12 protein-coding genes and 1 tRNA gene are annotated in these 20,992 nt (G+C 31.2%); 7 read left to right on the top strand and 6 right to left on the bottom strand.

The annotated features are described in order from the left end of the window. Positions 1–42 precede the first annotated feature (42 nt). On the top strand, positions 43–2,916 hold the full coding sequence (locus AAC008_RS03880) for an alpha-amylase family glycosyl hydrolase (protein WP_339887526.1): 2,874 nt from the start codon (positions 43–45) through the stop codon (positions 2,914–2,916). A gap of 116 nt (positions 2,917–3,032) precedes the next feature. On the opposite strand, the gene AAC008_RS03875 is transcribed toward AAC008_RS03880, so the two are convergent. Continuing rightward, positions 3,033–3,114 (bottom strand) — tRNA-Leu (locus tag AAC008_RS03875). 125 nt (positions 3,115–3,239) lie between these two features. On the opposite strand from AAC008_RS03875, the gene AAC008_RS03870 reads away from it, so the two are divergent. From AAC008_RS03870 to AAC008_RS03845, 6 genes are all read left to right on the top strand, one after another. Then, entirely contained in the window at positions 3,240–4,628 is a 1,389-nt protein-coding gene (locus tag AAC008_RS03870) for a dipeptidase (RefSeq protein ID WP_339887525.1), read from the top strand. Positions 4,629–5,080: 452 nt separating this feature from the next. After that, the gene (locus tag AAC008_RS03865) at positions 5,081–11,551 is read left to right on the top strand and encodes a T9SS type A sorting domain-containing protein (protein ID WP_339887523.1); all 6,471 of its coding nucleotides are present in this window, start codon (positions 5,081–5,083) and stop codon (positions 11,549–11,551) included. Positions 11,552–11,878: 327 nt separating this feature from the next. Further along, a complete protein-coding gene (locus AAC008_RS03860) occupies positions 11,879–12,250 on the top strand; it encodes a BlaI/MecI/CopY family transcriptional regulator (protein ID WP_339887522.1) in 372 nt (123 codons plus the stop codon). Next, positions 12,247–13,887 carry a M56 family metallopeptidase gene (locus AAC008_RS03855; RefSeq protein WP_339887521.1) on the top strand — a complete coding sequence of 547 codons (1,641 nt, stop codon included), beginning with the start codon at positions 12,247–12,249 and terminating at the stop codon, positions 13,885–13,887. The genes AAC008_RS03860 and AAC008_RS03855 overlap by 4 nt, the downstream gene beginning before the upstream one ends. Before the next feature lie 187 nt (positions 13,888–14,074). After that, complete coding sequence (locus AAC008_RS03850; protein ID WP_339887520.1) at positions 14,075–15,175, top strand: DUF4407 domain-containing protein; 1,101 nt, start codon at positions 14,075–14,077, stop codon at positions 15,173–15,175. Between the two features lie 73 nt (positions 15,176–15,248). Next, a complete protein-coding gene (locus AAC008_RS03845) occupies positions 15,249–17,429 on the top strand; it encodes a choice-of-anchor L domain-containing protein (RefSeq protein WP_339887519.1) in 2,181 nt (726 codons plus the stop codon). A 71-nt stretch (positions 17,430–17,500) separates the two neighbouring features. On the opposite strand, the gene AAC008_RS03840 is transcribed toward AAC008_RS03845, so the two are convergent. The 5 genes from AAC008_RS03840 to AAC008_RS03820 form a co-directional block, all read right to left on the bottom strand. Then, entirely contained in the window at positions 17,501–18,205 is a 705-nt protein-coding gene (locus tag AAC008_RS03840; RefSeq protein WP_339887709.1) for a PH domain-containing protein, read from the bottom strand. Between the two features lie 131 nt (positions 18,206–18,336). Next, entirely contained in the window at positions 18,337–19,281 is a 945-nt protein-coding gene (locus AAC008_RS03835; protein ID WP_339887518.1) for a zinc metalloprotease, read from the bottom strand. A gap of 157 nt (positions 19,282–19,438) precedes the next feature. Next, a complete protein-coding gene (locus AAC008_RS03830) occupies positions 19,439–19,810 on the bottom strand; it encodes an MmcQ/YjbR family DNA-binding protein (protein ID WP_339887517.1) in 372 nt (123 codons plus the stop codon). A gap of 20 nt (positions 19,811–19,830) precedes the next feature. Further along, a complete protein-coding gene (locus AAC008_RS03825; protein ID WP_339887515.1) occupies positions 19,831–20,184 on the bottom strand; it encodes a VOC family protein in 354 nt (117 codons plus the stop codon). Continuing rightward, a complete protein-coding gene (locus AAC008_RS03820; protein ID WP_339887514.1) occupies positions 20,178–20,936 on the bottom strand; it encodes a cyclase family protein in 759 nt (252 codons plus the stop codon). The genes AAC008_RS03825 and AAC008_RS03820 overlap by 7 nt, the downstream gene beginning before the upstream one ends. Positions 20,937–20,992 lie beyond the last annotated feature (56 nt).

Here is a 20,992-nt window from a genome sequence, read left to right as displayed (position 1 = left end):
ATGGGCTGTTTTTACAGCCCATATTAATATAAATAAATCGCTATGAATAAAAAAATACTCTTAATATTTGTTATTTTTATAACATCTCTATCAAATGCTCAAGTAACCATTACACCTTCAAGTTTTAATGTAACTGATCCAATAACTATTACAGTTAACTTAGCTCAAAGCAGTTGTAATTCAATACCAACTTCTTCGACCAAAGTTTACATGCATGCAGGAATAGGAGATGATACAAATGCCTTTGGATTTTCCGTAGTTGGAAACTGGGGACAAGATGACGGAATAGGATTAATGACCAATCAAGGTGGCGGAATTTGGAGCATAACAATTACACCAAGTACTTATTTTAATTTGAATACAACACAACAAACTAATGCTACTAAACTTGGTTTAGTTTTAAGAAATGCTGCAGGAAATCAAGAAATGAAAAAAGCACCTAGTTGTTCTGATTTTATTTTTAATGTGGGAACTTTTCAAGTTAATTTAACTTCTCCAACTAATAATAGTACAAGCATAATTACTTCTGGAGGAAATTTAAATATTACAGCTACTAATACAAGTGGAAATGCTTCCTATAATTTAATGGCTAACGGAGTTTCAATAAACACAAATGCTGCAACAGCAAACTATTCATTTAATCATACTAATATTACTGAAAATACTAACTATGAATTAGTAGTTACACAAAATTCAACCGTAATAAATAGGAACTTCAATATAATTGTAAACCCAACTACAATTACACAAGTAATACCTTCAGGCTTAGAAGATGGAATTAACTATAACTCATCAGATGCAACTAAAGCAACTTTAGTATTGGATGCACCAAATAAAGATTTTGTTTATGTTGCCGGTAGTTTTAACAATTGGCAACCCAATGCAACCTATGCCATGAAAAAAGATCCTAGTTCTACTAAATTTTGGTTAGAATTAACAGGATTAACTTCAGGTCAAACTGAAACTTATCAATATTGGGTAGTTGATCAAACTCCTATTGCAAATTCACCTTTATTGGTTAAAACTGCTGACCCATACTCTACTCTTGTTTTGTCTCCTTATGATGATCCTTATATTTCAGCTGCTTCATATCCAAATATGCCAACTTATCCAGCTGGACAAGAAAGAGAAGTTACAGTATTAAAAACAGGACAAACTGCTTACAATTGGCAAGTAACTAATTTTACTAAACCAAATAAAGATAACTTAGTAGTCTATGAAGTGTTGATTAGAGATTTTGATGCCAATAGGAATTTTCAAGATTTAATTAATAAAATTGACTATTTCAAGAACCTAAAAGTTAATGCTATTGAATTATTACCTGTCATGGAATTTGAAGGTAATGAAAGTTGGGGTTATAACACTTCTTTTCACATGGCATTGGATAAATTTTATGGAAATGGTGATAAATTAAAAGAATTTGTAGACTTATGCCATCAAAATAACATAGCTGTAATTCTTGATGTTGCCTTAAATCATGCTTTTGGAAGAAATCCAATGGTAAGAATGTGGATGAATGATCCAGATGGTGATGGTTGGGGAAGTCCAAGTTCAGAGAGTCCTTATTTTAACCAGGTGGCAACACATAGTTATAGCGTTGGAAATGATTTTAATCACCAACAAGCAAGAACAAAAAACTATGTAAAAAGAGTTGTTAAACAATGGATTCAAGAATATAAAATTGATGGATTTAGATGGGATTTAACCAAAGGATTTACTCAAAATGCCACAGGAAGTGATTCTCAAACAAATGCTTACCAACAAGACCGAGTTGATGTTTTAAAAGAATATGCTGATTATTCATGGTCACTTGATCCAACTCACATTGTAATTTTCGAACATTTAGGACAAGATAATGAAGAACAACAATGGGCTAATTATCGTTTAAATGAAGGGAAAGGAATCTTAATGTGGGGTGAATTATTTGAACCTTACAAGCAACTAGAACTAGGTTATACTTCCAATGCAAGTATTACAAGAATGGGACATGTTAGTAGAGGCTTTAATGGTAAAAGATTAATTGGATATCCAGAAAGTCATGATAAAGATAGATTAGTATATGAAGCCATAACTTATGGAAATAGTAGTGGAGCAAACCCAGTTAATGGAAATCTAACAAACTCAATAATGAGAATGTCTGCTATTGGAGCAACTAGTATTTTAATTCCTGGTCCAAAAATGATTTGGCACTTTGGTGCATTAGGAATGAATAATTCAATATATACTTGTTCAAACGGAACAGTAAACACAGAAACTGATACAACACCTGGAAATTGTAAATTAGATACAAAACCACAACCACAATGGACCAATAACTGGTTAACAGATCCAGTTAGAAGCGTTGTATATAATAATTGGGCAAAATTCATTGACTTTAAGAAAAACCTACCTGTTTTTAATGGTGACTACACCATTAGCCCTGATGGAAATAATTTTAAACAAAGAATATATGTTTATGACAATTCATTACCCTCTACAGAATTAAAAAACGTTGTAATATTAGCTAATTTTTCAGTAGATGCACTAGATGTAACTCCTAATTTCCCTTATATTGGAACATGGTACAATCTAATGGACAACTCTCCTTTGAATATTACAAGTACTTCTGCCGTTATCAACATTCCATCTGGTGGGTTTAGAATATATGGTAACCAACCTGCAATCTTAAAAGATGAAAACTTTAATTTTGATACTAGTTTCATAGTGTATCCAAATCCAGTTAGTGACTCATTTGCAGTTTCTATTAATACAAAAAAGATTGAAATTTATAATGTGGCAGGACAACTAGTAAAAACATTTACTAATAAATTTAGTGATGAATCATTATCGGTTTCAGATTTACAAAAAGGAGTTTATCTAGTTAAAGTAATTGATAACAACAATAATCAAGCAACTAAAAAATTCATCAAACAATAAAATAAATGTCGAGTTAGTTTATTTTAAACGCAAAACCTTCTAAGAAATTAGAGGGTTTTGTCTTTTTAAACACTTTTATAAATTAAAAAAGTCCAAACTTTCGTTTGAACTTTCTGTGCGGGTAATAGGACTCGAACCTACACGCCTTGCGGCACCAGATCCTAAGTCTGGCATGTCTACCAATTTCACCATACCCGCTAATATTGGTTTCTCGTATTATGAGGGTGCAAATATAAAAATAATTCTTATATATAAATTAAGAAATGTAAATTTTTTTACCATCTATTTTTTTGTATTTTTGACATTATCATTAAAACCTCAAAATGAACAACATAAAACAATACGTTCAAGAAAATAAAGAACGCTTTCTAAACGAATTAATCGAACTATTAAAAATTCCATCAGTAAGTGCAGATAGTGCTTATTCTCACGATGTTATTGCAACTGCTGACGTTGTTAAAGCAAGTCTAGAAAAAGCAGGATGCGACTTTGTAGAGATGTGCGAAACTCCTGGTTATCCTATCGTCTATGGAGAAAAAATAATCGACAAATCATTACCAACTGTTTTAGTTTATGGACACTATGACGTTCAACCACCAGATCCAATTGAATTATGGACTTCTCCTCCATTTGAACCTGTAATTAAAACTACAGATATTCATCCAGAAGGTGCCATTTTTGCTCGTGGTGCTTGTGATGACAAAGGTCAAATGTACATGCACGTAAAAGCATTCGAATACATGATTGCTAATGACTGTTTACCTTGTAACGTAAAATTTATGATTGAAGGTGAAGAAGAAGTGGGTTCAAAAAGCTTAAGTTGGTTCGTAGAACGCAATCAAGAAAAATTAGCAAATGATGTTATTTTAATTTCTGACACAGGAATGATTTCTAACCAACAACCATCAATTACAACTGGTTTACGTGGTTTAAGTTATGTTGAAGTGGAAGTTACTGGTCCAAATCGTGATTTACATTCAGGTTTATATGGTGGTGCAGTTGCGAATCCTATAAATATATTGACAAAAATGATTGCTTCTCTTCATGATGAAAACAATCACATTACAATTCCAGGTTTCTATGATAATGTTGAAGAATTATCATTAGAAGAAAGAGCCGAAATGGCAAAAGCCCCATTTTCATTAGAAAAATATAAAAAATCTATTGACATTGGAGACATTCATGGTGAAGCAGGATATACAACAAACGAAAGAAACTCAATTCGTCCTACATTAGATGTAAACGGAATTTGGGGTGGCTATACAGGTGAAGGTGCAAAAACAGTAATTGCAAGTAAAGCCTTTGCTAAAATTTCAATGCGATTAGTGCCAAACCAAGACTGGCAAGAAATCACTGAATTATTTAAAAAACATTTTGAAAGCATTGCTCCAAAAAGTGTAACCGTTTTAGTAAAACCTCATCACGGTGGACAAGGTTATGTAACACCAATTGACAGCATTGGGTACAAAGCTGCAAACATGGCTTATACAGAAACATTCGGAATTCCAGCAATTCCTGTTCGTTCAGGAGGAAGTATTCCTATTGTTGCCTTATTTGAAAAAGAATTAAAATCAAAAACAATCTTAATGGGCTTTGGTTTAGATTCAGATGCAATTCATTCACCAAACGAACATTTTGGAGTTTTTAATTACTTAAAAGGTATTGAAACAATTCCTTTGTTTTATAAATATTTTGTAGAACTTTCTAAATAAAACCAATCTGTCATTCTGAAATTGATTCAGAATCTAAAAATAAAATCCGTTTATTCTTTATTGAGTAAACGGTTTTTTTTTATTTGGGCGTTACCTTGTTGTTCAAACCCAAAGTAAAATGCAAAATAGTTTTACAACAAGGTCAGGCTATACGCACTCGCTTTTATTGTTTTAACAAACAATAAAGAGCTCAAACAATTGCTCTTATCCTTAACGCAGAATCGTTATTAAATACATTTATTTATATCTTATGGAAAAAAGAAATAATTATATAAAAAATAAATCGCATTTTCTTACAAAAATTAATTAGTAAATATTCGAAAAAAATTAACTTATATTTTAAAGAGTTCGTATTTATTGATGCTTTAGATTCCTTAAAATATATTTTTTACTTTATTAAATTGAAAATGATTTAACATTACATTTGCGATATACACTAATTATCATCAAATATGACAAAAAATTACGATTCCGTTGTAACTCGATTATTGAAGAGTTCAACAATTTCTTCTAAACAAGAAGTAACATCGTACAACACAAAAAAAAGAACCTATCTTTCTTTTTTAACTGTGTTTGTAATGTTGTTTTCTTTTGCTTTTTCTCAAGCTCAATCAATATCTAACTACGCTTTTAGCTCTGCTAACAATGCAAGTTTAGAAAACTTGACAACAGGTGCAACATCTATATTGACAGGAAATCAAGACGATGTAGCAACAACTATTCAAACAATTGGGTTTGATTTTTATTTTATGGGTAATAAATACACTCATTTTAGCGCAAACTCAAATGGTCAAATAAGACTTCATGCATCTGCAACTGAAACAGCAATTTCTGGGGGTGGAGTTTCATCTTATGTTGCTAATACAGTTACTCTTGCACCAATGGCAGGTGACAATGAAGTTAATGACGGTATAAAAATGAAATTGATAGGAACCGCACCAAATAGAAAATTGGTAGTAGAATGGACACAATTTTATGCACAATACAATAATATTACTAATGCTGGTAACATGCAGCTTTCATTAAATGAAACAAGCAATGTAATAGATTTCATTTACGGAGAAATTTACAACTCTACCACTTCAAGTCAATCAAGATCAATTTTTATCTCTTCTGGAAATACAGCTACAGCTTCTGGACATGTTTTAGTTGGAGCAATTCCAACTTTTACAGCCGCAACTACTCCTGTTACAAATGCATTTGCTGCAAGTACAGTTACTACAGGTGTTGCATCACCATTAATTGCTAATTTAGGATCATCAGCAAATGGAAGTAGATTAATTTATACTTTCACACCTTTTGTTGGAAATCCAAATCCACCTATAACATTTACAACCACAGCTGTTTCTCAAATTGCAACAACTGTAAATTGGGTTGATAATTCTACAAATGAAGGGTACTTCACAATTGGAAGATCAACTTCTGCAAGTGGGCCATTTATTATTGTTGGAAATGTAAATTCAACAACAGGTAATAGTATTGGTACATCATATGGCTATACCAATACAGGATTAGTTGAAAACACGACTTATTATTACGAAATAAAAGCTCAAAATGAAAGTGGAGGAAAATCTAGTGCACTAACGGGCTCAGAGATTACTTTATCAGCAGGAAATGTTTCAGCAATTGCAACTGGACTTTGGAGTGAAACCTCAACTTGGTCAACGGGTCTAGTACCTACAGCAACAGATAATGTAACTATTCCAACAGGTCTAATTGTAACACAAGACGTTACAGCAGCAGCTGCTTATTCATTATTAGTACAAGGAGATTTAATTTATACAGCAATTACAGCAAGAATACTTACTGTTACTACAAATACAACAGTAGCAATAGGTGGATCAATTAAATCCGCAGCAACAGGAACTGTTACAACACACTCTTTAGTTGTCGGTGGAAATTTGACAAATAACGGAACAATTGATTTTAGCACAAATACAAATACTGCAGGAGCAACTATTACTTTTAATACTGCTGGAAATGCAAACTTTACTTTAGGAACAACCTCTATTACCAATTTAAGAAATAGTGCAGGTATTACCCTAAACAAAGGAACAAACATAACTAATATTTTAACATTTAGCCCTGGCGGAACCTTAACGGTTCAAGGAGCAAATGCACTTGGTTTTATGGTAATTACTAATGGATTACTAAAATTAGATGGTACAAATACTTTTAATAATCCTTTATTTGCAACAAACGGTTATTCAATAGCTGCAACAGCTGGTTATTGGCAAAATAACCCTAATGCAACAGTTATTGGGCTAGGTGGGTCTCCAACTATTACAGGTTTATTTAGATTATCAAGTGGAACTTTTAATATTGGAACTGGAACTGGAAATTCAATGGGATTTGGCACCAACAGTACAATAATTATTGAAGGTGGTATAATAAATGCCGCTTCAAGATTTGGAACAACTGGATCAACTACTTTAATTAATTATACACAAACTGGTGGAGTTATTAATGTTAACCTTGTAGGAAACACAAGTACAACCCTTGCTTCATTTGACTTAGGTACAAATGCCGCTTCTGTTATTAACTTTACAGCTGGAACAGTAAATGTGGTTTTAACTAATACTGCAGCTTCTGGTCCAAGAGACGTAAGAGGAACAAGTGTTTTTACACCTAATTATGTTGGAAATGGTATGATAAACTTTGGTACTGCAACCTCAGGAGCAACTCCATTAACTTATTATGTTTCTGGTGCGGTACCTGCTTTTACCATAAGTACTACATCTGCAATTCACAATTTATCAGTTGCAGCTGCTAATACTCAATCTTTTGGAAATGTTACTATTCCAACTGGATCAACTTTTAATTTAAATGGATTTCAATTTATATTAAGAGGAACTAATGTAATAAATAATGGTACATTAACAGGAACAACTACTGGAAGTAGTCTTTACTTCTTTGCAGGAACTTCTCCACAATCTTATAGTGGGTCAGGAGTTTGTACTGCTGGTCTTTTATCACTATCTATTGACACTGGGGTAAATACATTTACAATAGACACAGCATCTTCAGGATTGAATCCTTTACGTGTGAATATGTTTTCTGGAAACATAATAAATAGTAATAAAATTACAATTGGGACTGGTCTTGCATTATCTACAGCCATTCAGACTGGCGCAACAGCTTCAACTAACCCTGGAGGTAGTTTTGATGTCTCTCCTACTTGGAATTTAGGAACTGGAACTCATACTTTGCTTTATTCACAAGAATCAGTAGCAAGAATTTCAGGATTTGAAGTAAATCCAACAAGAATTGTAAATGCATTATCTGTAGACAATACAAATGGTGTTACAATAACTGGTGGGGATTTAACAACAATTAACACTCTTGCACTAACAAATGGTATTGTATCAACAGGTGTAAACACATTAACTGTTGGAAACATAACAACTGTTGGAACATTAACAGGTGGTAGCGCTACTGCTTATGTAAATGGATCTTTATCAAGATCGATAGCCAATGCAAATGCTAATACTACTTATGTAACGTTTCCTATCGGAAAATCTGGCATTTATACACCTATTGCTTTAGCACCTGCTACTACTTCTATTGCTTTATTTAAAGCAGAATCGTTTGGAAGTAATACAGGTACTTCTGACGCTTCTATTATAGGACTTTCTACTACCAGAAGATTTCAAGCTTTACCAGTTTCAGGAACATTTACAGATATTAATGTTCGTTTAGCGGATGCATCTATTTCTTCAACTAATATTCCTGTACAAGCGCCAACTGCTGCTGGGTCATATAGTGCTGCTTTTGGTAGTGTTGCTACATATACAGCTGGAACACCAAATACAATTCAATCTAATTTTCCGGCAACTAGTGCAAACTATACTGGGTTTTTATCATTTGCTAATTCTAATGCATGTAGTGGAACTCCAGCTCCTGGAAATACAGTTGCTTCTTCAACAAGTATTTGTTTCGGAGAAAGTGTTACTTTAAGTTTACAAAATACAACAAATGGTTCTGGAGTAACTTATCAATGGAAATCTTCTTTAGATGGAACTACTTATTCTACTTTAGTAGGAGAAACAAATTCTACATTAACTGTTAGTCCAACTGAAGTTACATATTATATTTGCGATGTAACTTGTTCAACTGGTCCTTCTACTGGAACTTCAGTTGCAGTTCAGGTTACTTTTACAAATAGCATTACAGCTACAACACCTGGAACGAGATGTGGAACTGGGACTGTGGATTTAGTTGCAACACCAAACACTGGAGCTTCAGTTAATTGGTATGCTGCTCAAACAGGTGGTTCATTATTAGGTTCAGGAACAACATTTACTACACCAAGTATTACAGCTACAACAACTTATTACGCAAGTGCTAATACTGCTACACCAGGAAATGCTACAATTGGAACTGGTACTGCTCTAACAGGATCAACTTCTCAAAATAGCATCTTCTGTAATTATTGGGCTACTGGTTGGAGACAAATGGTATACACATCTGCAGAACTTTCTGCTGCTGGATTATCTGCTGGAAACATAACTTCGTTGACTTTTAATATAGCTTCATTACCTAATCCTGCAACTGTAAATAATTTTGCTATTCAATTAGGTTCTACAACTAATTCAACCTTAACAGCGTTTACTACAACAGGTTTAAGCAGCGCATTTGGACCAGTTAATTATACTCCTGTATTAGGATTGAATACAATTACTTTATCAACTCCTTATAATTGGGACGGTGTGTCAAATATTCTTATAGATATAAGAGAAGATGGTCAATATGCTAGTGCAAATAGTCAAACATATGTTACGACAACTGCAACTAACACAGTAGTACATGGATACGCTAGTGGAACTACACCTAATCCTGCATATTACACATCAAGTCCTACAGCTACTGCTAGCAACACAAGACCTAATGTTATTTTTAACGGCCAAGTTGCTTGTTCTTCTATAAGAGTACCTGTTATCGCTACGGTATCATCACCTCCAGCATTAACATTAAGTGCAGCAACAACTACTATTTGTGAATCAGACACTTCGACTTCTGTTACAATAACATCTGTAATAGGAGATTATAACACTTATGTTTGGTCTCCATCTACTGGAGTAACAGGTAATGAAACAACTGGTTGGACATTTAACCCAAGTGTTACAACTATGTACACATTAACAGCTACTCAAACAAGTGGTAGTTTATGTTCTACAACTGCAAACTTTACTGTTACTGTAAACCCAAGACCTTCTATAATGACTGTTGCTGACGCAACTGTTTGTGTAGATGCAATTCAAAGTTTAGTTTTATCTGGAGGTACAATTGGTGTTGAAGGAAAAGTAGGTTCAGGAACTTCTACAAACACGGCTTCTACACCTTTCAGAGGTTTTTACGGTGGCTCTAAAACTCAAGCTTTATATACAGCATCTGAATTAACCGCTTTAGGAATGGTTGCTGGACAAAACATCAATACTATAGGATATGTTGCTTTATCAGGAACTCCGTTAGTGTTGAATGATTTTACAATTAATGCAGGATTTGTAGCTAGTTCTACTTTAGGGTCTAGTTTTATTGCTGGAGCAACAAATGTGGTTTTAGCACCCGTAAACTATACTCCAACAACTGGAACAGGTAATTTAGATTTTACTTTATCAACACCATTAACTTGGGATGGAGTTTCTAATTTATTAATTGAGACTTGTTTTAATAATAACAATGGTGGTGGTGCTTCTGCAAATTCTATATCATTAGAATCTACAATTGTTGCTTCTGGTTTAAATTTATACCGCTCACAAGACAACACTGTAGATGTTTGTTCAAACACTGCAACTACTACATCAACAACTACAAGACCTAACCTTAGAATTTCTTCGATAGAATCAGCTAATACTACTTGGTCACCAGTTAATAATTTATATACTGATGCTGCTGCAACTTTAGCTTATGTGGCTAATTCTAATGCAACAACAGTTTATTTTAAATCTTCAACTGCTGCAGCTGCAACAACGTATACTATTACTTCTACAACTTCTCTAGGATGTTTTAGAACTACAACTGCAAATGTTACTGTTAATGCATTAACATCAAATAGTACTACAATATCAGCTTGTGACTCTTATACTTGGGCTGAAAACGGTATGACTTATACTGCAAGTGGAACATATACATCAGTTACTGGTTGTAATACAGAAACTTTAAATTTAACAATTACAACAGGTTCATCATTACCAAACGAAGTTGTATCAGCATGTGATACGTATACTTGGGCTGCTAATGGAACTGTTTACACAACTGGCGGAACTTATACTTCTACTACAAATTGTGTAACAAGAACTTTAAACTTAACAATTAATGCAAGTTCTACTTTACCAAATGAAGTTGTAGCAGCTTGTGATACTTATACTTGGGCTGCTAATGGAACTGTTTACACAACTGGTGGAACTTATACTTCTACTACAAACTGTGTAACAAGTACATTAGACTTAACAATCAATGCTTCACCAAGTAACGCAACTACGCAATCAGGTGATACATTATCTGCAACTGAAACTGGAGCAACATACCAATGGTTACTTTGTGATGGATCGTTTACTCCAATTAGTGGAGCAACATCTCAATCTTACTTAGTTACAGCTATTGGAAGTTATGCAGTTGATATAACTAAAAACGGTTGTACTGTTAGAAGTGCATGTGTTAACGTTACTGCTTTAGGTAATGCTACTTTTGATTTAACAAAATTAAGTTACTATCCTAACCCAGTTTTAGATATGTTTACTGTTCGTTATTCTGAAAACATTACTTCTATTGATGTATATGATTTAAGCGGAAGAAGAGTAAAAAATAGTACTTCAAACAATACTGAAGTTACACTTTACATGTCTGATTTAGCTGCTTCAGTTTATGTCGTAAAAGTCTTTACAGAAGGCAAATCGTCAGAATTTAAAATAGTTAAAAAATAAAACTTGAATAATGACTTTGTAAGAACATAGTCAAAATTAAATATTTTAAAATCCGTTTATTCTTCATTGAGTAAACGGATTTTTTTATTTGGGCGTTACCTTGTTGTTCAAACTTAAAGTAAAATTCAAAATAATTATACAACAAGGTCAGGCTATACGCACTCGCTTTTATTGTTTTGACAAACAATAAAGAGCTCAAACAATTGCTACTATCCTTAACGCAAAATCATTTTCAAGTGAAATTAAATGTTAAATTTTGACTCTACACTTGTAGAATCAAAATATTATTCTACATTTGTAGAGTTAATTCTAAAAACATAGAGCAAAATGCAATTATCAAACACAGAAGAACAACTAATGGAACACCTTTGGAAACTTGAAAAAGCTTTCATGAAAGATTTATTAGAAGCATATCCTGAACCAAAACCAGCTACAACAACAATTGCAACCTTATTAAAAAGAATGACGGATAAAAAATTTGTAGCTTATACTCTATTTGGAAACTCGAGAGAATATTATCCTTTGGTAAAAAAATCAGATTATTTCTCTAAACATGTAAATGGATTAATCAAAAACTTCTTTAACGATTCGGCCTCTCAGTTTGCTTCGTTTTTCACCAAAGCAACGAATTTATCTGAAAAAGAATTAGAAGAATTAAAAAAAATAATTGATGTAGAACTTCAAAAAAAGAAAAAATGATAAATTTCCTTTTAGAATCAACCGTTAGTTTAATTGCATTTTTAACATTCTATCATTTGTTTTTAGAACGCGAAAAGATGCATCAATTTAATCGATTTTACTTATTATTTTCAATCGTAATTTCTCTTATTATTCCTTTTATTTCTATCGAAATTATTCAAGAAATTGAGAATATTCCATTAGCAACAAATTTTCCAATATTTATTGATTCCGAAAATAATATTCCAATAAATGAAACTACAAACTACACTCCTATTCTATTATGGAGTTTATATATCATAATCTCTTTCGTTCTACTATTTAGATTTCTAAAAAACATTCTTTACTTCAAGAAAACAATTCAATCTAATGAAACTGTAAGCTATAAAAATGCCACTTTAGTTTTATTGAATCAAGAAACAATTCCGCATACATTTCTAAATTATATTTTTATAAACAAAGAATCATATAAAAATAGAACTATCGAAAATGAATTATACGATCACGAATTAACGCACGTAAATCAAAACCATAGTTATGATATTTTAGGAATAGAATTCTTGAAAATTATCTTTTGGTTTAATCCAGTGTTTTATATCTACAAAAAAGCTATCCAACTCAATCACGAATTTATTGCAGATGAGAAAGTTGTTAAAACACATAAAAACGTTTCATTTTATCAATCTTTATTGTTGAATACAAATGGAAACGCAACCTATTACTTGGCCAGTAATTTGAATTATTTAATCACTAAAAAACGTCTTATTATGATGACAAAAACCACTTCCAAATTTTCTGGTTTTATAAAAAAAGCTGGAATCATTCCATTATTGACTTTAATGATTTATTTTCTTTGTACGGATTTAGTTGCACAAGAAAAAAAACAACCTGATTCTAATTTACTTAATAAAGAATTAGATTCTTATTACGATGACACGAGAGTAATTATCAAAGATAAAGATGGGAAAATCATCACAGATAAAAAATATTCTGAATTATCTGAAGAAGAAAAAATGCAAGTTCCTCCACCACCACCAAAACCTGAAAAGTTAGTAGTTTCTGAAACTCAATTTAAAGATTTTAAAAACCAAACAAAATATGCCATTTGGATTGATGGAAAACACGTAAATAACTCTGAATTAAATAAATATAATTCTTCAGACTTTGTGTATTTTAACAACAGTCATGTTTATAAAAATGCAAGAAGCAAAAAATTTCCTCAAGAAAATCAGGCTAGTTTATATACTGAAAAAGGATTCTCAGAAGCATTTGAAATGCAAAACGACAAAATGGGTGGAACAATTGAAATTAGTGAAAATAAAATTAATTTATATCCTAAAATTGAAAAAGTTAAAAAAATAGAAGTAGCTAAAGACACTAATAAAGTTGGTTATATTTCTTCAAATGAAAAATTAGACTCAGAAAACATAAAAGTGAAACCTGCAACTTTAGATGAAACAGAAAAAGCTAATATTTTAAAAGTAGACAAGCTTAGTGATTTTGACACAAAAGACAAAAAAGAAGGTTATATTTATATGAATAATGCTACTTACTTTTTTTCCAAAAACGATAAGGGTGAAATAGAATACTTTAACCGTTGGGGAAATCGAGTAAACGAAAAAGGAGAAAAATTAGCTGAAACAAATAATAAAAAATAAATTCTTATAAACAAACTTAACTGGTTTTTGAAATCTTTTAGTTTTAGAATTTAAATCCGTTTATTCTTCATTGTGTAAACGGATTTTCTATTTCCAAAAAACTAATTATCAACAATTTACAACATCTCGTAACTTTTGGCGTTAAATTTGTACTAATCATTATCAATCAAATCAAAAATCAATCCTTATGTTAAAACGTTTTTTTATTCTTTGCTCTGGTGTCGATAAAGACATTGTTCAAAATTGTTCTGATGGAGAACAAAACAAATATGCCGGAATTGGAGCCACTGTTTTCTTTACAGCAGTTATGGCTTTCATAGCTGGTTCTTATGCGCTTTACACTGTTTTTGACGACTATTATGTTGCTGTTTTCTTTGGTTTAATTTGGGGCTCACTAATCTTCAATTTAGACAGATTTATCGTTTCAACAATCAAGAAACGTGATAATTTTATGGATGAATTTATTCAGGCAACTCCACGAATTATATTAGCTGTTATTATTGCTATTGTAATTTCAAAACCTTTAGAAATCAAAATATTTGAAAAGGAAATTAACACGGTTTTATTGAAAGAAAAAAATGCTATGATGTTGGCCAACAAAAAAGAAGTTGCCAATTATTTTCAAACGGATTTAGACAAAAACAAAGCTCAAATTGATAGTTTAAAATCAGACATATCTAAAAAAGAAAAAGAAGTTAACGATTTATATACAGTTTACATTACAGAAGCTGAAGGAACTGCAGGAACAAAAAAATTAGGAAAAGGTCCTGTTTACAAAGAAAAAAGGGATAAACATGATGCTGGTTTACAAGATTTAGCGGCTTTAAAAACAACTAATCAAGCAAAAATTACTGATTTAGAAGCTAAAGCAAAATTACTTCAAGTAGATTTGGATAAAAAGATAACAGAAACGCAACCAATCATTGATGGTTTTGATGGTTTAATGGCAAGAATAAATGCTTTAGACAAATTACCATGGTTGCCTTCGTTTTTTATAATGTTGCTGTTTTTAGCTATTGAAACGTCTCCTATTATTGCAAAATTATTATCTCCAAGAGGTGAATATGATTTCAAGCAAGAAGACAAAGAAATGGGAATCATAAATGTCTTAGCTCAGAACAAATACCAAAGCGAATTGCAAAAGAAAACCGATGCTGAAATTTATGATAAGGTTTACGCTGATATTAAAGACGACAAAGAACTTTATAATTACAAGAAAAAAGGTGCAATGGAATTGCTAAAACTTCAAGCTGATGGTTTTGTAGACAAACAGAAAAAAAGTATGTGATTTATATTACATAAAATTTTATAGTTGTTTGAAGGATAATATTTTATATATTTGATATTCAAATAACTATTTTATGAAAACAAAACTACTTCTTCTATTATTTGTAACTTCTTTTGCTTTTTCACAAGCAGTTCAAATTACTCCCTATAATAGTTCTGTTCCTATGCAGGATTTAGTCAACAATGTGTTTATAAATACCAATTGTGCTATTGCAACAAATGTTCAAAGTCAAGGAGTTTGTGGAATTGGGATATTTACTAATACAAATCCGAATTTTCCTTTTCAGAACGGATTAGTTTTAAGAAATGGTAATGCTTCTTTTTCTTCAGGTCAATATACTAGTGCTAATACCTCATCTATTTGTTCAAATCTTGGAGATGTTGATTTATTAGCAATTAGTCAAGCTAATGGAAATACAGGAAGTATTAATGATGTTACTTATCTAAAATTCGATTTTATTGCTCAAACTAATGCTTTTAATTTCAATTTCGTATTTTCATCAAATGAATATGGTTTATATCAATGTTCCTTTGCTGATGTTTTTGCTTTTATTTTAACCGATTTAACAACAGGAATAAGTCAAAACTTAGCTGTTATTCCAGGAACAACAACTCCTGTTTCTGTCACTAACATTAGAGACGTAGCATACAATGCTAGCTGCAGTTCTGTTAATCCAATATTTTTTGACACCTATACTCTAAATCAACCAGCTACTTCAACGGTTATGAATATGAAAGGCTATACTGTTCCAATGTCAGTTTACGCTAATATAGTTCCAAATAATCCATATTCAATTAAGATGGTTATTGGAGACTACAATGACACTGCTTTTGATTCTGCTGTTTTTATTGAAGGTGGTAGTTTTAATGCTGGTAATGTTATGTGTAACAATGATTTAATAAATATGATTTCCTTTTTAGATTCGAATAATAATGGAACAAAAGATGCTGGAGAACCAAATTTTTCTTTAGGAAGTTTTGTGCATGAATTAAATAACAATGGAAATCCAATGCAACTATTTTCTCCTTTTGGAAACAGTTATTTATTTCCTATTAATTATTCAGATACACATGATTTAAGCTATCAAATTGATTCAAATTATGCTGGTTTTTACACAACTTCTACAACATATAATGACTTTTTAATAGCTCAAAATAGTGGAATTACTACTTATTATTTTCCTATCGTAAATACTGTTCCTTATAGTGATGTTGCTGTTGCTATCTCACCAAATGTTAGTGCAGTTCCTGGTTTTACACAAATAAATACCGTTTCATATACAAATTCTGGAACAACTGCTGCAAATGGAACGATTACTTTAAATCATTCATCAAATGTGTCTATTTTAAGTGTTTCAGAATCTGGAGCAATTTCAACTGCAACTGGATTTACTTTCGATTACACCAATTTATTACCTCTAGAAACAAGAACAATTGATGTTATATATAGTATTCCTACAATTCCAACTGTTAATTTGGGAGATATGGTTACAACTGATGTTTCTATAACTTCTAGTTCAACTGAAATTAATTCTAACAATAATATTTTTCAATTGAATGAAGTTATTGTTGGTTCTTATGACCCAAACGATATTATGGAATCTCATGGTGAATTAATTGAAGTATCTGAATTTGATTCTTCAGATTATTTATATTACACAATACGTTTTCAGAATACTGGAACTGCAAATGCGAATAAAATAAGAATTAAAGATATTTTACCTGCTGGATTAAATAAAGAAAGTATTGTGATGGTAAATGCAAGTCATGATTACACTTTAACAAGGTCAAACAATGAATTAGAATGGTTTTTTAATAATATATTTCTAGTTCCACAAATAGTAAGTGATGAATTAAGTCAAGGTTTTGTAACTTTTAAAATTAAACCAACTGCTGGTTTTACAACTGGAACAACAATTGATAATTCAGCTGAAATTTATTTTGACTTTAATCCTGCAATTATTACTAATACTTTTCAAACTCAATTTGTAAATGCTTTAAATGTTGAAAACAAAACTTTATCAAATTTTGTGATTTATCCAAATCCTACAAATGACATACTAAATATTCAAAATAGAGAGAATTCAATTATCACTAAAGTAAATGTGATTGATTTATTAGGTAAAACTATTTTTACTTCTAAATATGAAATTTCAAATGTAACTGTTGATTTATCAAACTTAAATTCAGGAATTTATTTTGTTGAAATTTATTCTAATGATTTAAAAACGGTTCAAAAAGTAATTAAGAAATAAGTCATAATTCATATCAAACAAAAAACCCGATAACTAAAATTATCGGGTTTTTTTATATCTTTTTATACAGTCTACATGTGGCTCAAAACCTCTTTTTTTAAGGCATCATATTCTCCTTGCATAATTAATCCATTATCAAGTAAACGTTTATAATTTTGAAGCTTTTCAAACAATTCGTCTTGAGATAATTCGCTTAGTTTTTTTTCTGATGCAGTAGTAGTTGCTGGTTCTTCATACGTTTCATAAGTTGGTGTTTCTTGAGCAACAGGTACGATTTCAGCAAAATGAGTCACTTCTTCTGCGACTACATCTTCAACAACATCTTCTTGTTCAATAACTGGTGTTTCTAGTGTTTCCGTATTTGAATTGTTTATTGATGAATTTTTTAAAGCATCTAATTGTTCTTTTGCGAAAGTATAAAGTTTACGTGCTTGATTTTTTGGCAAATAATCAATATTCAACGTCAAGTCTGATTTTGTATTGAATGTAAAATCTGAACCTAATAATCCTTCTTTTACGAACGTTCCGGCAATATCATCCCAATCATAGTCAATGAATTCCATTGATAAGCCTAAATTCTTAGGTTTACAGATAATAATTCTCTTATTAGTAACCACAACACTATCAGGAAAAACAGTAATCGCAGGTTTTTTTTGAACTGCAATATAACCTACCTCTTCATTAGTCATTAAAAGATTTTCTAATTTTGAAGTAATTTTCTCAATCGCTTTTGGATCTTGGTCTTCGTTCAATATTTTCTTTAAATTATCTAGCATCATATCTTAATTTGTAAAGCAAAAGTATCTCTATTTTTTTACATTTTTATATTCACCTAACACTTTTAATAAAAAAAACCGAATAATTATTTACAATCAAACGGTTTAATGGGTATTTAAGGTATTAAAGATTATCTAAAAGAAGCTCTAGGTCCGGTTGAACCAAAAGCTGCAGCCATTCTTGAAACTTGACCACTAGAAAACATATACATTCCTCTATCATCTGTATAATCCATATAATTCATATACATTTCTAAAGGTTGTCCAGAACAGGTACTTCTATGACCAACCGCAGGAACACCTGAATTTGCATCATTATGAGTAGGAGTATCTGAAACTAAGTCGCTTCCACAAGTAGTATCTCCCCAAATATGACGTAAATTCATCCAATGTCCAACTTCATGAGTTGCAGTTCTTCCTAAATTAAATGGAAATGCAGCCGTTCCGTTTGTTCCAGTATATTTTGAATCTACAACAACACCATCCGTAGCAGAAGCACCACCTGGAAACTGAGCATATCCTAAAATTCCACCTCCAATAGTACAAACCCAGTAGTTTAATTTTGTAGTTGGAGAAGTTGGGTTAAGACCTCCTTGACTAGATTTTTTCATCGCGTCATTAGTTCCCCATGAAGTTTTTGTAGTTGATTTTCTGTAAACAGCATCTAAAACAAATCTAACATTTATAGCACCTCTTACGCTATTATAAGGATTGCTTGAATTATAATCCGTGTTTGTTCCAGTAAAATCTTTATTTAATACATCAATCTGTGATTGTAATTGTGCTTGAGAAATGTTTTCTGCACTAGTTCTATATAAAACATTAAATACAACAGGAATTTCTAAAACCCCATTTACAATTCTGTTTTCCTTTATAAACTTCTCTGCTTCGATCTCAAATTGCGCCATACGTTCAGCTAATTTTGGATCATTTTGTAATTGCTTCTCAAGTATTTCGTGAGAAGCACATCCTCTATGGGCATTTGCATCTTCAGTAACTACAGCATTAGTGTTTTCGTCGTTGCTACAAGAAAAAAGAACTACTAATGCAAGTGCCGATAAAATAATTTTTTTCATAATTAAAAATTTGGTTAGGTTAGTATTTTAATTATGCAATCTTATAACTAAATTTTTGATTATATAATACTAATATTAAAATAAAACTGTTGTATGTTAATTATTTTTATCATAATATTGCGGATTTGTTAGTTTCTTTAAAAGAAAAACATAACAACTAATTTTCTACATGTTCAATTTCAGTTTTAATTTTTTTAGTCAAGCTACTAAATACCAATTCGTACGAATGGTTTATTAAATGTATAACTTTTTCATCTGGAACATCTTGATTAATTGTGACGGTATTCCAATGCACTTTACTCATGTGAAACCCAGGATTTATACCTTCAAATTTTTCTCTTAAATCTAAAGCCACCTTTGGATCACATTTTAAATTTATAGCTGGAATTTCTTTTTCCCAATTGGATAACGAAGTTAAGGCAAACATTTTTCCTCCAACTTTAAAAACCAAAGTATCTTCATCAAAGGGAAAGTGTTCAGTTACTCCTTTTTTGGATAAACAAAATTCGTAAAGTTGTTGGATGTTCATAATAGATTATTGAATATAAATTAAACTGATTGCCCAAAAGTTAACAAAGTTCCATTTGGATCAATGATTGCAAACTCCTTTTGATTCCATGGTTTTGTTTCTAATGTTCCGTTTGGATAAATTTCTACTTCTAATTTTTGTAATTTTTGATAATAGTTTTCAATGTCAGAATCTATTCGTAGATAAATCATAAAATCTGATTTTTCTGGAATTAATGTTGGAAAGGAAAAGAAGTGAATTTCAATAGTATCACAACTCAAAAGTATATAATCTCCATAATCTGAAAGCAATGAAAAACCCATTTGATTAACATAAAAATCAATCGTTTTCTGCTTATCAATAAAAGGCAATTTTGGAATTACTTTTGTTAACATAATCTATACAATATTGGTTTACTTGGACTTGCATCATTTTCAAACGAAGCGAATTGTAGATTTAATAAATACTTACCATCATTTACATTTTCGTCAATGTAAATTAGCTCAGTTATAGTGCAATCCATTCTTACATCATCATTCAAATTATTGACGTCTTTTACATTCCAAAATGCTTTGTGAGCCATTAATTTCCCTTCATCATGTTCTTTGTCTACACTTGGCAAATCAATTAATAAATGCTGAATTCCTTTTTCTCTAATAAAAATTGCAACTTCTTCAGCTAAATAAGGTGGATTGGTGTTAGAATATTTTAAATGTTTTTTACTTTCAGAATTTGGAAGGGTTCTGATGATGATTGCTTCAGAAAAATTTCCGTTTAAAGCTTTTTCAACTTGAACTTTGGTGATGATTAAATCTTCTCCTATTTTTTCTGGTTGAACCGAAATGACATCAGCTAAAAAGAAAAACTGCTTCAAACATTGATTAATGCTATAAAAATCTCTTGTAATATGTCCTAAACATTCTGTATGCGTTCCATGTGCATGAGGATTAAAGAAAATATTATTGAAATTGGTAGATGATTTTCCTTCAGAAACTTTACCTATCCAATCGTCCATTTTTACAGGTTCAATTTCTGGTTTTCCTTGATACCATGCAATTGGATTTTCATCGTTGTTGGTTAATGGAATTGATATATCAATTGGTTTTGATAGGTCGATTGTGTATTTATTGTCAATAATAGCTTTCATTTTAACGCAAAGTTTTTAAAGTCTTTCGCAAAGTTTACAAAGCTATTTCTAATACT

Source organism: uncultured Flavobacterium sp. (assembly GCF_963975515.1).
In the GTDB taxonomy this organism is placed as follows: Bacteria; Bacteroidota; Bacteroidia; order Flavobacteriales; family Flavobacteriaceae; genus Flavobacterium.
The sequence above is the reverse complement of the archived record's forward strand: the minus strand, read 5'-3'. Positions and strand labels throughout refer to the sequence as shown.

Bases quoted from the DNA above. Each gene is read 5' to 3' on its own strand.
- AAC008_RS03855 (WP_339887521.1), top strand. From the start codon at position 12,247: ATGATAAATTTCCTTTTAGAATCAACCGTTAGTTTAATTGCATTTTTA.
- AAC008_RS03835 (WP_339887518.1), bottom strand. From the start codon at position 19,281: ATGAAAAAAATTATTTTATCGGCACTTGCATTAGTAGTTCTTTTTTCT.
- AAC008_RS03880 (WP_339887526.1), top strand. From the start codon at position 43: ATGAATAAAAAAATACTCTTAATATTTGTTATTTTTATAACATCTCTA.
- AAC008_RS03825 (WP_339887515.1), bottom strand. From the start codon at position 20,184: ATGTTAACAAAAGTAATTCCAAAATTGCCTTTTATTGATAAGCAGAAA.
- AAC008_RS03870 (WP_339887525.1), top strand. From the start codon at position 3,240: ATGAACAACATAAAACAATACGTTCAAGAAAATAAAGAACGCTTTCTA.
- AAC008_RS03820 (WP_339887514.1), bottom strand. From the start codon at position 20,936: ATGAAAGCTATTATTGACAATAAATACACAATCGACCTATCAAAACCA.
- AAC008_RS03860 (WP_339887522.1), top strand. From the start codon at position 11,879: ATGCAATTATCAAACACAGAAGAACAACTAATGGAACACCTTTGGAAA.
- AAC008_RS03840 (WP_339887709.1), bottom strand. From the start codon at position 18,205: ATGCTAGATAATTTAAAGAAAATATTGAACGAAGACCAAGATCCAAAA.
- AAC008_RS03830 (WP_339887517.1), bottom strand. From the start codon at position 19,810: ATGAACATCCAACAACTTTACGAATTTTGTTTATCCAAAAAAGGAGTA.
- AAC008_RS03845 (WP_339887519.1), top strand. From the start codon at position 15,249: ATGAAAACAAAACTACTTCTTCTATTATTTGTAACTTCTTTTGCTTTT.
- AAC008_RS03865 (WP_339887523.1), top strand. From the start codon at position 5,081: ATGACAAAAAATTACGATTCCGTTGTAACTCGATTATTGAAGAGTTCA.
- AAC008_RS03850 (WP_339887520.1), top strand. From the start codon at position 14,075: ATGTTAAAACGTTTTTTTATTCTTTGCTCTGGTGTCGATAAAGACATT.